7 protein-coding genes are annotated in these 14,582 nt (G+C 41.6%); 6 read left to right on the top strand and 1 reads right to left on the bottom strand.

The genetic code is table 11. The features are described 5' to 3' along the window. Nucleotides 1-41: 41 nt before the first annotated feature. Nucleotides 42-8,627 (top strand): SIALI-17 repeat-containing surface protein, encoded by an 8,586-nt coding sequence (locus HMPREF9423_RS07870; RefSeq protein ID WP_025170195.1) that lies wholly within the window; start codon nucleotides 42-44, stop codon nucleotides 8,625-8,627. Nucleotides 8,628-8,771: 144 nt separating this feature from the next. On the opposite strand, the gene HMPREF9423_RS07865 is transcribed toward HMPREF9423_RS07870, so the two are convergent. After that, nucleotides 8,772-9,173 (bottom strand): DUF6556 family protein, encoded by a 402-nt coding sequence (locus tag HMPREF9423_RS07865; RefSeq protein ID WP_006148797.1) that lies wholly within the window; start codon nucleotides 9,171-9,173, stop codon nucleotides 8,772-8,774. Nucleotides 9,174-9,309: 136 nt separating this feature from the next. On the opposite strand from HMPREF9423_RS07865, the gene HMPREF9423_RS07860 reads away from it, so the two are divergent. From HMPREF9423_RS07860 to HMPREF9423_RS07840, 5 genes are all read left to right on the top strand, one after another. Further along, a complete protein-coding gene (locus HMPREF9423_RS07860) occupies nucleotides 9,310-10,452 on the top strand; it encodes a cysteine desulfurase family protein (RefSeq protein WP_006148796.1) in 1,143 nt (380 codons plus the stop codon). A gap of 8 nt (nucleotides 10,453-10,460) precedes the next feature. After that, the gene (gene thiI, locus HMPREF9423_RS07855) at nucleotides 10,461-11,675 is read left to right on the top strand and encodes a tRNA uracil 4-sulfurtransferase ThiI (RefSeq protein WP_006148795.1); all 1,215 of its coding nucleotides are present in this window, start codon (nucleotides 10,461-10,463) and stop codon (nucleotides 11,673-11,675) included. A 135-nt stretch (nucleotides 11,676-11,810) separates the two neighbouring features. Then, nucleotides 11,811-12,635, top strand: a complete 825-nt coding sequence (locus HMPREF9423_RS07850) for an alpha/beta hydrolase (RefSeq protein WP_006148793.1) — start codon at nucleotides 11,811-11,813, stop codon at nucleotides 12,633-12,635. 21 nt (nucleotides 12,636-12,656) lie between these two features. After that, nucleotides 12,657-13,397 carry an esterase family protein gene (locus HMPREF9423_RS07845; RefSeq protein WP_006148792.1) on the top strand — a complete coding sequence of 247 codons (741 nt, stop codon included), beginning with the start codon at nucleotides 12,657-12,659 and terminating at the stop codon, nucleotides 13,395-13,397. 12 nt (nucleotides 13,398-13,409) lie between these two features. Then, entirely contained in the window at nucleotides 13,410-14,573 is a 1,164-nt protein-coding gene (locus HMPREF9423_RS07840) for an ATP-grasp domain-containing protein (RefSeq protein WP_006148791.1), read from the top strand. Nucleotides 14,574-14,582: the final 9 nt, after the last annotated feature.

Here is a 14,582-nt window from a genome sequence, read left to right as displayed (position 1 = left end):
AACGCTTACCCAATTTAAGCGTGGGAAAGGAAATAAAGAAAATGGGAAAACATTTTTTTGAGAGACGGTGTCATTACAGTATACGTAAGTTTGCAATAGGCGCGGCTTCTGTCATGATTGGTGCAAGCATTTTTGGTGCTGGTATGGTTCAAGCAGCAGAAACAGAAGGGCCTGCAGAGACAGAAGGCACGGTGACACAGGTTCAGCCCATGGATAAGTTACCAGCGGATATAGCAGCGGCTATTGAAAAAGCTGAATCAGCTAAACCAACTGATCCTACTGAAACGAATCCGACTGATGCGGAAGCTCAGCCTGAAAATACTGGAGAAGTATCTCCAAAACCAGCTGAAACTCCAGTTCCTAAGGAAGAAGCAACACCAAAACCAGCTGAAACTCCAAAAGAAGAAGCAGCACCAGTAGCTAAACCAGCAGAAAAGCCAGTTACTAAAGATTTGGTTGAAACTCCAGATGTCAATCATTTGGAAAAGGCTACTACGACAGCATCAAACCATGAAGCGAACACACCATTTACAGCTGAGAAGGCGATTGATGGAAATCCAGATACTCGTTGGGCAACTGACCGTGATGTTGTGAAACCAACAATCGAATTTAAGCTTGAAAAGACAACCTTAATCAAGCATGTGGAAATCGATTGGGACCGTCGTGTTCGTGGCGAGCAAAATGATCCAAACATCAAATCTTGGAATCTCTATTATGCAGGTCAAGACGAAGTCAATGGATCGGGTCCTGGAGAATGGAAGTTGGCTCATCAACGGACAGGAACTCCGGTTCTAGATGAAAAAGTTGACTTAAAAGAAGCCGTTCAAGCTAAGTATCTTAAACTTGAAATTACAGATTATCAAGCCGGTACTATGCAATGGAAAAATGTGGGTATTCAAGAAATTCGTGCCTACTCAAATATTCCAGACACCAGCAAACCAACAGATATTCGTCAAGTTACAGAAATAGCGGTTGCTGAAGACGGAAAATCACTTGTATTGCCTAAATTACCTGGTCAAGTTAGCTTGATTGGAAGCAATAAGCAAGGTGTTATCGACCTAAATAATAAAATCTACACACCGCTGACAGAACAACATGTCAAAGTGATGGTCCAACAAACCAATGATAACCATACCTTCACAAAAGAATTTGAAGTTGTCATTAAAGGTTTGCATGCTGATGAAGGTGTTGGAACCAAACCTGCAGTTGCTCCAGCAGTTCAACAATGGTACGGCACTGAAGGTAAAACTTCTATTACTTCTGAAACTGTCATTTCCGTTGGGAATTCTGGATTTGACAAGGAAGCTAAGTTCTACCAAACTGACCTTGAAAATCGTGGTTTGGAAGTCGCAACCGGTGGTCAGGAAGCACAGAACCGTATTGAGTTTAAAAAGGTTGAAGACAAGGGTTATGGTAAAGAAGGCTATGGTATCACCATTAAAGATGGAGTTATTACTGTAGAAGCAGCGACTAATACTGGTGCCTTTTATGCAACTCGTACCCTCCTTCAGTTGGGAGAAAATGACTTGCAAAACGGAGAAATCCGTGACTTCCCAAGCTTTAGTCACCGTGGCTTTATGCTAGATACAGGTCGTAAGTTTATCCCTTATGATACGCTTGTAGATATTATGCTCAATATGGCCTACTACAAGATGAACGATCTTCAATTGCACTTGAATGACAACTATATCTTCTTAAAAGATCATTTAGCAGGGAAAAATCTTACTCCTCAAGAGGAACTGGATTATGTTCTTAAAAATGCTAAGACAGGCTTCCGTGTAGAAACTGATGTTGTCGGTGAAAATGGTGAAAAATTAACATCAAAAGAACATTACACCAAGGAAGAAATGCAACAGATCATTAGCCTTGCGAAAGACTTGCATATCAACCTTGTTCCTGAAATTGACACTCCAGGACACGCATTATCCTTTGTCAAGGTACGTCCAGACTTGATGTATAAAGGACGACTAAGTGCCAACAAGCATAATGTCGAGAGAGTTGCAATGCTAGATTTGGATAACAAGTACGAAGAGACGCTCGCTTTTGTCAAATCAGTCTATGATAAATTGCTCGATGGTGAAGACGCACCACTTCATGGCGTTTCTACTGTTCATATCGGTACAGATGAGTACTATGGAAGTCCAGAAAGCTATCGTCGCTATGTCAATGATATGATCCAGTACATCAAAGGCAAAGGCCTAACACCGCGTATTTGGGGTTCACTCTCTGCCAAACAAGGATCTACACCTGTTGATTGGAATGGTGTAGAAGTGGATATCTGGAGTATCCACTGGCAACGTCCACAGGCAGCAATTGCTCAGGGTGCTAAGATTATCAATATCACAGATATTCCAACCTATAGTGTTCCAAGTGGAAGCAATAGTCAAGGTGGTTATGGGGATTATGCAAACTATGAAACTCAATACAACCGCTGGACACCAAATGACTTCTCAACAGGTGGAGGACCACGCTTAGAAGCCTCTAATCCAAATATCCTTGGTGGTGGTCATGCAGTCTGGAATGACAACATTGACCTCCATGAAACTGGACTTACTTCTTACGATATCTTTAAACGCTTCTTCAAGAGTATGCAATCAACTGCAGAACGCACTTGGGGTTCAGACCGTGCAGCAAAGACCTATGCAGAACGTATTCAACCAGCAAGTGTTTATGCACCACAATCTAATCCAGATAAGACCGTTGCTGAAGAAGATTTGTTCAAGATTAATCCTGAGACTGTCAAAGATTATCTTGCTAAGAAAGTACAGAAGACTGAAGCAGGTTTGAACTTCGAAAAAGATTCTAGTATCGAAGGTTTAGTTGGTGATGTTGGTCCTAGTCATGTTTTGAAATTGGATGTAACTGTTACAGGTGATGGAGAGCAAGTCTTCTCTACAAGTGGGGACAACCAACTTTATCTTGCGGACAAGGATGGCTACTTAGCTTATAAATTTGAACAATTCCATATTCAATTTGACAAGAAGCTAGAGAAGAATAAACGTTATCAAATCTCTGTTGTTACGAAACCACAAAAAACAGAAGTTTATGTAGACGGTGAAAAGGTTGAGCGTATTGCAAATCCAGCTCATCCTCGCTTTGCTCACAATAGCTTGGTACTTCCACTTGAAACAATCGGTGGCTTCCAAGGAATCTTGCATAGTGCAGAGTTATCGAATGAAGCATTTGTAAACCCACGTTTAATCCCAACAGATCACTTCACAGTTTCTGCAACTAGTCAGGAAACACCAGGAACAGAGAATGAAGGACCAGTTGAAAAAGCTTTCGATAATGATCCAAATACCTTCTGGCATTCTAAATGGACTGGAGACCGTGCTCCTTATACCGTTGCTATGAATTTGAACGCTCCTGAAAAAGTCAATGGTTTGACTTATCTTCCACGTCCAGGTGGTGGTAACGGAGTCGTGACCTCTTATGAGATCTATGCTCAAAAAGATGGTCAAATGGTTAAAGTTGCTTCAGGAACTTGGGAAAATAATACTAAAGAAAAAACTGTTAATTTTGCAGCAGTTGAAACTAATAAGGTAGAATTTAAAGTTCTGTCAGGTGTCGCAGGATTTGGTAGTGCCGCAGAAATTCAACTACTCAAGCCACTTTCTGATAGTGAAACAGAAGAACCAGTTGTTCCAGAAAAACCGGTAACTCCTGAGAAACCGGTAACTCCTGAGAAACCGGTGACTCCAGAACAACCAAAAGTTGAAGAAGTGGGCGATGGTACAACTGAACTTGCTGATAGCTTTGTAGCTACAAAACCAGCCAGTGATGATGCGATTGCTGCTGCAGCACAAAGTCAAGACTATCTCAAGAAAGAATACAAGGTATTCCCAACACCACAAAAAGTCACTTACGGCGAAGGTGTCACTAAACTTCAAAAACAAGTGAATCTTGTTATGGGAGAACATCTAGATATTTATACTCGCAACCGCTTGAAGAGTGTACTACAAGATCATCAAATCTCTTATACAAGTAGTCAAGCAGCAGTAGCAGGTGCTACAAATATTTATCTTGGTGTTCATGGTCAACATTCACAGGCTGAAAAAGAAATATCTGGTATTTCTCAAGGACTCTTTGATAAGATTGATGCTTATGCTTTGTCAATCAAGAACAATACAATCTCTATTGTCGGTAAAGATACAGATGCAGTCTTCTATGGATTGACGACTCTTAAACACATGCTTAATGAAAGTGAAGCTCCAGTTTTACGTAATGTAACTGTTGAAGACTACGCTGAAATTAAGAATCGTGGTTTTATCGAAGGTTACTATGGAAATCCATGGAGCAATGCTGATCGTGCTGAATTGATGCGCTATGGTGGTGACTTGAAGTTGACCCAATACTTCTTTGCACCAAAAGACGATCCATACCACAACAAGAAATGGCGTGAACTTTATCCAGAAGAAAAATTAGCTGAAATCCGTGAATTGGCGCGTGTCGGAAACCAAAACAAGACTCGTTATGTTTGGACCATCCACCCATTCATGAACAACCGTATCCGTTTTGGCAACGATGCTGATTACCAAAAAGACCTTGAAACCATTAAGGCTAAGTTCACTCAATTGATGGATGTCGGCGTTCGTGAGTTCGGTATTTTGGCCGATGATGCTCCAAGCCCAGTTGGTGGCTATAATAGCTACAACCGCTTGATGAAGGACATGACAGATTGGTTGACTGAAAAACAAGCAACTTATGTTGGCCTTCGTAAGGAAATGATTTTTGTCCCAGGTCAGTATTGGGGTAATGGTCGTGAAGATGAGTTGAAATCTCTAAACGAAAATCTTCCAACTTCAACTTCTATGACCCTTACTGGTGGTAAGATTTGGGGTGAAGTATCTGAAAGCTTCCTTTCAAACCTTAAGAATAATCTGACTGCAGGAGGTAGGACCTACCGCCCAGTTTCTCTATGGATTAACTGGCCTGTTACAGATAACTCTAAACAACACTTGATTTTGGGTGGCGGTGAGAAATTCCTTCATCCAAATGTGGACCCAAGTCTCCTTTCAGGTATCATGTTGAATCCAATGCAACAATCTGAGCCTTCTAAGATTGCCCTCTTCTCGGCAGCTCAGTATGCATGGAAACAATGGAAGTCTGAAGAAGAAGCTAAGAAAGTAAATGACATCGCCTTCAACTTTGTTGAAACAGGTAAGTTTACTGACAGTGAAACATCTGTTGCCTTCCGTGAACTTGGTAAACATATGATCAACCAAAACATGGATGGTCGTGTTGTGAAGTTAGAAGAGTCTGTTGAACTCGCACCAAAATTGGCGGCCTTCATGTCTAAGTTGAAAGCTGGTCAAGATGTCAATGCAGAGCGTCAAGAATTGCGTGCAGAATTTGCTAAAATAAAAGCTGCAGCACAACTTTATAAAGCATCTGGTGACGAAAAGATGCGTGCTCAAATCCACTATTGGTTGGATAATGCTATTGACCAAATGGATGCTTTGAGTGCTTTCCTAGATGGATCAGAAGCTATTGAAAACAATGATTCTGCTAGACTTTGGGATAGCTATTACAAGGGCTTGAAACTTTATGAACAATCACAAACTTATACTTTCCATTATGTAGATCATGATGAAAGAGCTGAGTTGGGTGTACAACATATCCGTCCATTCTTGCTTGGCCTTCGTGAAGTATTGGCAACTGAAGTTCAAAAAGCCCTACACCCAGACCAAGTAATCAGCACCTTTATCACAAACCGTACAGGTGTAGAAGGTGGACTTGCTGAAGTCACTGATGGAGATTTAGGAACACATGCTCTTATCAAATCACCAAACAGCATCCAAACTGGTGACTATATTGGTTTGAAATTTAATAAAGCTGTTCCAATTCAAAACTTGACATTTGCAATGGGAACTCAAGCAAATCCACGCGATACCTTTAACAATGCTAAGGTTGAGTATCTCAATGAAAATGATGAGTGGGTAACACTTTCAGAACCAAGCTACACTGGTAATGAGCCTCTTCTTAAATTTGAAAATCTCAATATCAATGCTAAAGCTGTTCGAATGATTGCAACTTCTGATCGTGAGAACACTTGGTTTGCTGTACGAGAAATCGCTGTGAACCGTCCTGTAGAAGTAAGTCGTCCTAAACAGGCAGCTACAGTGACCATCAGTCCAAATCTTATGTACAAGTACAATACGACAGTTGCTCAGATTACAGATGGTCGTGACAATACTGAAGCCATGCTGGCAAATGCTGATCGAACAGATACAACTCCAGTCGGTGGTTGGGTTCAACTAGACTTGGGTGGAGTCAAACCTGTAACTAAGGTCCGCCTCGTTCAAGGATCAGGAGATAAATTGGCAGAAGGTGTTCTTGAGTATTCTACAGATGGTACTTCATGGCAAGAATTGGATCGTTTGACTGGTGAACAAACTAAAGAAATCGAAACTCCAATTTCAGCTCGCTATGTTCGTGTTCGCAATACTAAGAATATCAATCTATGGTGGCGTATCGCTGACTTCTCAGTTGAAACACGTGCTGGCAATAGCGAGATGACAGATACCAATGTTGAAAGTTTGAAATCAACACCAGTATACGACAGTCTCGGTCGTTATGACATGCAAATTCCAAGTGGAACTAAGCTTCCAGCTCATAGCTACTTGGGTATGAAGCTAGACCGTCTACACCAGGCTGAAAGCATTCAGGCTATTGGTATTGGAAATCCAGCCCTTGACTTGGAATTCTCTCCAAATGCACAAGAATGGTATCCAGCTAGCCAAGTAACTGATAAGTCCTTGGTGCGTTATGCTCGTTTGGTTAATAAGACTGACCAAGAACAAGCAGTGACAGCGACATCTCTACTCGTTAAGACAAAAGAAGTGGAGCCAACTGAGCTTGATTCTACATCTATGGGAATTGATGCCTACTATGGTGCAAATGATGTTCGCAAGATCAAGAATTTGGATCAGTTGTTTGATGGTGTTTACAATAACTTTGTAGAGTTCTCTGACTATGCACGTAAAGATGGTCATATTACCTTGAAACTTGGTAGCGAACGTGAAATCAAGAAGATTAGAGCCTATATCCAAGATGGTACGAAGAACTATCTTCGTGATGGTAAGATTCAGGTTAGTCAAGATGGTAAGACATGGACAGATGTTGTAACAGTAGGTGATGGTGTCGCTAATGAAATGCGTGATGATTCATTGACAGATGGATGGACACATGATTCTAAGATGCCTGGAAATCGCTACATCGAAGGAGAACTTGCAAGCCCAGTTAAAGCTAACTATCTCCGTGTTCTCTTCACTGCTAATTACGATGCTCGTTTTGTTGGATTTACTGAGTTGGTTATCAATGACGGCGAATTTGTGAAACCTATCAATGACCCAACTGTTCAAGGAAATAGTGGAGAAAGTCGAGGCAACCTTTACACAAATCTTGTAGATGGCAAAGTCTTGACAAGCTATAAGGCTGAGAAAGACCAGGGTGAGTTGGTTTACCACTTGTCAGAACCAACAGACGCCAACCACATCCGACTTGTTTCTAGTCTGCCTCAAGGAGTAGCAGCTCGTTTACTCGCTCGTACTCTGAAAACAGACAGAGACGGTGCTTGGACAGATTTGGGAGCAATTACCTCAAGCTTCCAAACATTTGCAGTGAGAGATAAGGCTCCGTTGCTTGATGTTAAACTCATTTGGGAAGGTGGCAAACCAGAGTTCTATGAAATGACGACTTACTACCAAGAACTTTCAGAAGAACCTGAGCAACCAACTCCAGATCCAGAGCCAACTCCAGATCCAGAACCAACTCCAGATCCGAAACCAACTCCAGATCCAGAGCCAACTCCAGATCCAAAACCAACTCCAGATCCAGAGCCAACTCCAGATCCAGAGCCAACTCCAGATCCAAAACCAACTCCAGATCCAGAGCCAACTCCAGATCCAAAACCAACTCCGGATCCAGAGCCAACTCCAGATCCAAAACCAACTCCAGATCCAGAGCCAACTCCAGATCCAGAGCCAACTCCAGATCCAGAACCAACCCCAAATCCAGAGCCAACTCCGGATCCAGAACCAACTCCGGATCCAGAGCCAACTCCAGATCCAGAGCCAACTCCAGATCCAGAACCAACCCCAGATCCAGAGCCAACTCCGGATCCAGAACCAACCCCAGAACCTGAAGTCCTTTCAAGTAAGGGAGATCAGCAACCACCAGTAGTTGAAATTCCTGAATTTACAGGTGGAGTTAATGCTGCAGAAGCAGCTGTTCATGACATTCCAGAGTTCAATGGCGGCGTCAATTGGGTTGAAGCGGACAAGAATGAGCTTCCAGAGTTCAATGGCGGCGTTAATTGGGTTGAAGCGGACAAGAATGAGCTTCCAGAATTCAAGGGTGGCGTTAATTGGGTTGAAGCAGCTAAGAATGAGGTTCCAGAATATAAAGAGCCTGTTGCAAACCCAGTTACACCAATTGCGAATCACAAGCAACCTTCAAGTTCAACAAACCAAAAACAAGAACCAGAAGGACCAAATGCACCAGTAACTGAAGCAAAAGGTCAACTTCCAGCAACTGGTGAGCAAGATTCAGTAGGCTTAGCCTTCCTAGCTAGTCTTGGATTGGTTCTCTCTGCAACCTTTATCAAAAAAGGGAAAGAAGACTAAGTACGAATCTTCATTCGATGCAGAATATCTTGTTTTAAAAAAGAAAAACCAGGGACATTAGTTCCTGGTTTTTTGTGATAAAAATGAAATGAAAAACTAACAAATAAAAACACCAACGAAGTAACCGTTGGCGTTGAGCAATGTTTAGGATGCTCCGTTATTAGCGCTAGCTCCTGCTTCAGTAGTTGGAGTATTTGATGAAGAATCAGATTGCTCATTTTTCTGAGAATTGTCATCTGATTTTGTATCTTCCTTCTTGCTAGGTGTTTGAACTTCTTCTTTTTGAGTTGTTTCTTGATTATTAGACTGATTCTGTGCAGGTGCATTGGATTCAGCGGGAGCTTCCTTTTGAACTTCCTTGATAATGGTTGTTTGTGGAGTCGTATCTTTATGATCCTTGTTTTTATCCAAAGCATTCATGATAGTGATACTAGCTGTAATCAAACCAAGGATACTGGCTAAAGTTGCAATTGTTTTTTGAAAGACGGTAAAGCCTTTTTTGATATGTTCAGTTTTAGGTTTTGATTTTCTGCGATAGTTAGACATAATTTCTCTCCTTTACCATGATTCATTATACCCAAAATCTTTAAAAAAAACTTAAATGAACCTGAACGGCATTTCTTGTCGCCTGAACTGTTTCGTGTTACAATAGAAGGAGTGATTTTAGAAAGTGTGAGAAACAATGATTTACTTTGATAATTCGGCTACGACCAAGCCTTATCCTGAAGTACTTGAAACTTACATGCAGGTGTCTGCAAAAATTATTGGTAACCCATCTAGCCTTCATCGTTTGGGTGATCAGTCTACCAGAATTTTAGAAGCTTCTCGTCAGCAGATTGCAGATTTAATTGGTAAGAAAAGCGAAGAAGTCTTCTTTACCTCTGGTGGTACCGAAGGAGATAACTGGGTTATCAAAGGTGTCGCTTTTGAAAAAGCTCAGTTTGGTAAACACATCATCGTGTCAGAAATTGAGCATCCAGCGGTTAAGGAGTCTGCTCTTTGGCTTCAGACTCAAGGATTTGAGGTGGATTTTGCACCAGTAGATGAAAAAGGATTTGTAGATGTAGCTGCTTTAGAAAATCTACTTCGTCCTGATACAACGCTAGTCTCTATCATGGCTGTTAACAATGAAATTGGCTCAATTCAACCTATTGAAGCGATCTCAGAACTATTAGTAGATAAGCCAACGATTTCCTTCCATGTTGATGCTGTTCAAGCTTTAGCTAAGATTCCAATAGAAAAGTATTTGACTGACCGAGTGGATTTTGCGACCTTCTCTAGTCATAAATTCCACGGAGTTCGTGGTGTTGGATTTATTTATATCAAGTCTGGCAAGAAAATCACCCCCCTATTAACTGGTGGTGGCCAAGAGCGTGACTATCGTTCAACAACTGAGAATGTAGCAGGAATTGCAGCAACAGCCAAGGCACTGCGTCTAGCTATGGAAAGATTGGAATTGTTTTCTAACAAAACGGGTCAGATGAAGGCAGTCATCCGTCAAGCACTACTCGAATATCCAGATATTTTTGTTTTCTCAGGTGAGGAAGACTTTGCGCCTCATATTCTGACTTTTGGGATTAAGGGTGTCCGTGGTGAAGTCATCGTTCATGCATTTGAAGACTATGATATTTTCATTTCCACAACCTCTGCTTGCTCGTCCAAGGCAGGGAAACCTGCCGGGACCCTGATTGCCATGGGGGTTGAAAAAGATAAGGCTCAGTCAGCAGTACGTGTCAGCCTAGACCTAGAAAATGACATGAGTCAAGTTGAGCAATTTTTGACCAAACTAAAATTAATTTACAATCAAACTAGAAAAGTAAGATAGGAGCATTCATGCAATATTCAGAAATTATGATTCGCTACGGGGAACTTTCAACCAAAGGTAAAAACCGTATGCGTTTCATCAATAAACTACGTAATAATATCTCAGATGTTTTATCTATCTATCCTCAAGTCAAGGTAACTGCTGATCGCGACCGTGCCCATGCTTATCTTAATGGAGCCGACTATGCAGCAGTAGCTGAGTCTCTCAAACAGGTTTTCGGGATTCAAAACTTTTCTCCAGTATATAAGGTTGAAAAATCTGTAGAAGTTCTTAAATCTGCTGTCCAAGAGATTATGCGGGACATCTATAAGGAAGGCATGACCTTTAAGATTTCTAGCAAACGTAGTGATCACAACTTTGAACTGGATAGTCGAGAACTCAACCAAGTTCTTGGTAGTGCTGTTTTTGATGCCATTCCAAATGTACAAGCCCAGATGAAAAATCCCGATATCAATCTGCAAGTGGAGATTCGTGAAGAGGCGGCTTATCTTTCCTATGAGACCATTCGTGGGGCTGGTGGTTTGCCAGTTGGCACTTCTGGGAAAGGTATGCTCATGTTGTCAGGGGGGATTGACTCTCCTGTAGCAGGTTATCTTGCACTAAAACGTGGCGTAGATATCGAGGCTGTTCACTTCGCTAGTCCACCATATACTAGTCCAGGTGCCCTCAAGAAAGCGCAGGATTTGACCCGTAAATTGACCAAGTTCGGTGGGAATATTCAGTTTATCGAAGTGCCTTTCACGGAAATCCAAGAAGAGATTAAGGCTAAGGCTCCAGAAGCTTACCTCATGACTCTGACTCGCCGCTTTATGATGCGGATTACCGACTGTATCCGTGAAGTTAGAAAAGGTTTGGTCATCATCAATGGTGAAAGTCTTGGTCAGGTGGCAAGCCAAACCCTAGAAAGTATGCAGGCTATCAATGCCGTAACCAATACACCGATTATCCGACCAGTTGTGACTATGGATAAATTAGAAATCATTGACATTGCGCAGGAAATTGATACCTTTGAAATTTCTATCCAACCTTTTGAAGACTGCTGTACGATTTTTGCGCCTGATCGTCCCAAAACAAATCCTAAAATTAAGAATGCTGAACAGTATGAAACACGTATGGATGTTGAAGGATTGGTTGAGCGAGCAGTAGCAGGAATTATGATTACTGAAATTACCCCTCAAGCTGAGAAAGATGCGGTTGATGAGTTAATTGATGAGCTCCTTTAATCAGAAAAACCAGAGGAAAAAATAAAATAAGTAAAAAAAGTTAGTTTATTGTCCTAAATTTGGACGGGAACTGACTTTTTTTCTATTTTTATGATATAATTAGGTAAAATTTTGAATATAGAGAGTTTTCTGACAATGAATCAATCCTACTTTTACCTGAAAATGCGAGAGCATAAACTCAAGGTTCCATACACAGGCAAGGACCGCCGTGTACGTGTTCTTCTCCCGAAAAACTACGAGAAAGACACGGATCGAACTTATCCGGTTGTCTATTTCCATGATGGTCAAAATGTCTTTTACAGTAAAGAATCCTATGTCGGTCATTCATGGAAGATCATTCCTACCATTAAACGGAATCCGGATATCAGCCGTATGATTGTAGTGGCCATTGATAATGATGGCCTAGGACGGATGAATGAGTACGCGGCATGGAAATTCCAAGAGTCTAATATTCCCGGTCAACAGTTTGGTGGTAAGGGAGTCGAGTATGCTGAGTTTGTCATGGAAGTGATCAAACCCTTTATCGATGAAAACTATCGTACAAAATCAGACCGCAAGCACACTGCTATGGTTGGGTCTTCTCTAGGCGGCAATATTACCCAGTTTATTGGCTTGGAGTATCAAGACCAGATTGGCTGCTTGGGTGTCTTTTCATCTGCTAATTGGCTTCACCAAGAGGCTTTTGATCGCTATATAGAGCGTAAAAAACTATTGCCAGACCAGCGAGTCTTTATCTATGTTGGGACGGAAGAAGCAGATGACACGGATAAGACTCTTATGGCTGGTAATATTAAGCAGGCCTATATTGACTCTTCTCTTCGCTATTATCATGATTTGATAGCAGGAGGAGTGCAGTTGGAAAATCTCTCACTCAAGGTTCAAGCCGGGGCTATCCACCATGAAATTCCATGGGCAGAAAATCTTCCAGCTTGCCTACGTTTTTTTGCAGAAAATTGGTAATTAGTATAAAGGAGACAGGATATGCATATTGAACATCTTAGCCACTGGAGTGGTCATCTTAACCGTGAAATGTATGTCAATCGATACGGACATGGAGGCATCCCAGTTGTTGTCTTTGCTTCTTCAGGTGGTAGCCACAATGAATATTATGACTTCGGCATGATTGATGCTTGTGCGTCCTTTATCGAGGAAGGCCGTGTTCAGTTCTTCACCCTTTCAAGTGTCGATAGCGAGAGCTGGCTTGCGACTTGGAAAAATAGTCATGACCAAGCTGAAATGCACCGTGCTTATGAGCGATACGTTATTGAAGAAGCCATTCCTTTTATCAAGCACAAGACAGGCTGGTTCGACGGCATGATGACGACAGGCTGCTCTATGGGAGCCTATCATGCACTTAACTTTTTCCTTCAGCATCCAGATGTCTTTACCAAGGTAATCGCCCTCAGTGGTGTCTATGATGCGCGTTTCTTTGTAGGTGACTACTACAATGATGATGCTATCTATCAAAATTCACCAGTAGACTATATCTGGAATCAAAATGATGGTTGGTTTATTGACCGTTACCGTCAGGCTGAGATTGTGATTTGTACTGGCTTAGGTGCTTGGGAGCATGATGGTCTGCCTTCTTACTACAAGTTAAAAGAAGCCTTTGACCAAAAACAAATTCCTGCCTGGTTTGCAGAATGGGGGCACGATGTTGCCCATGACTGGGAATGGTGGCGCAAACAAATGCCTTATTTCCTCGGTCATATGAGTCTATAAAAGGAGTTGCTTATGAATTATCTTGTAATTTCACCCTATTACCCACAAAATTTTCAGCAATTTAGTATTGAGTTAGCCAATAAAGGAATCACAGTTCTAGGGATTGGGCAAGAACCCTACGAACAGCTAGATGAACCATTGCGCAATAGCTTGACGGAGTACTTCCGAGTTGATAATCTTGAAAATATCGATGAGGTTAAACGTGCAGTTGCCTTTCTTTTCTATAAGCATGGTTCAATTGACCGCATCGAATCTCATAATGAATACTGGCTAGAGTTGGATGCTGCTCTTCGTGAACAGTTTCATGTCTTTGGTGCCAAACCAGAAGACCTCAAGAAGACCAAGTTCAAATCTGAGATGAAAAAACTCTTCAAAAAAGCTGGAGTTCCAGTTGTGCCAGGTGCTGTCATTGAAACAGAAGCAGATGTTGACAAAGCTGTGAAAGAAATCGGTCTTCCCATGATTGCAAAACCTGATAATGGAGTAGGTGCAGCAGCAACCTTCAAACTTGAAACAGAAGATGATGTAAACCACTTTAAGGCTGAATGGGACCATTCAACCGTTTATTTCTTTGAAAAGTTTGTTACCTCTAGTGAAATCTGTACCTTCGATGGTTTGGTAGATAGAGATGGAAATATTGTCTTTTCAACTACCTTTGACTATGCCCATACACCCCTTGATCTCATGATTTACAAGATGGACAATTCTTATTATGTTCTTAAAGATATGGATCCGAAACTTCGCAAGTATGGTGAGGCAATTGTCAAGGAATTTGGTATGAAAGAACGTTTCTTCCATATCGAGTTCTTCCGTGAGGGTGATGATTATATTGCCATTGAGTACAATAACCGTCCAGCGGGTGGCTTCACTATTGATGTCTATAACTATGCGCATTCCTTGGATTTGTACAAGGGCTATGCAGCTATCGTTGCAGGTGAAGCATTCCCAGAGTCTCCATTTGAAACCCAGTATTGCTTGGCAACATCTCGTCGCGCCAATGCTAACTATGTTTATTCAGAAGAAGACTTGCTCGCTAAATATGGTCAACAGTTCAAAGTAAAGAAAATCATGCCGGCAGCCTTTGCTGAATTGCAAGGAGACTATCTCTATATGCTTACGACACCAAGTCGTGAGGAAATGGAGCAGATGATTAAGGATTTTGGTCAGCGTCAGTAATAGGCTATG

The sequence above is a fragment of the Streptococcus infantis ATCC 700779 genome (assembly GCF_000187465.1).
In the GTDB taxonomy this organism is placed as follows: domain Bacteria; phylum Bacillota; class Bacilli; order Lactobacillales; family Streptococcaceae; genus Streptococcus; species Streptococcus infantis.
Note: the sequence above shows the minus strand (reverse complement) of the source record. Positions and strands in the feature narration are given on the sequence as shown.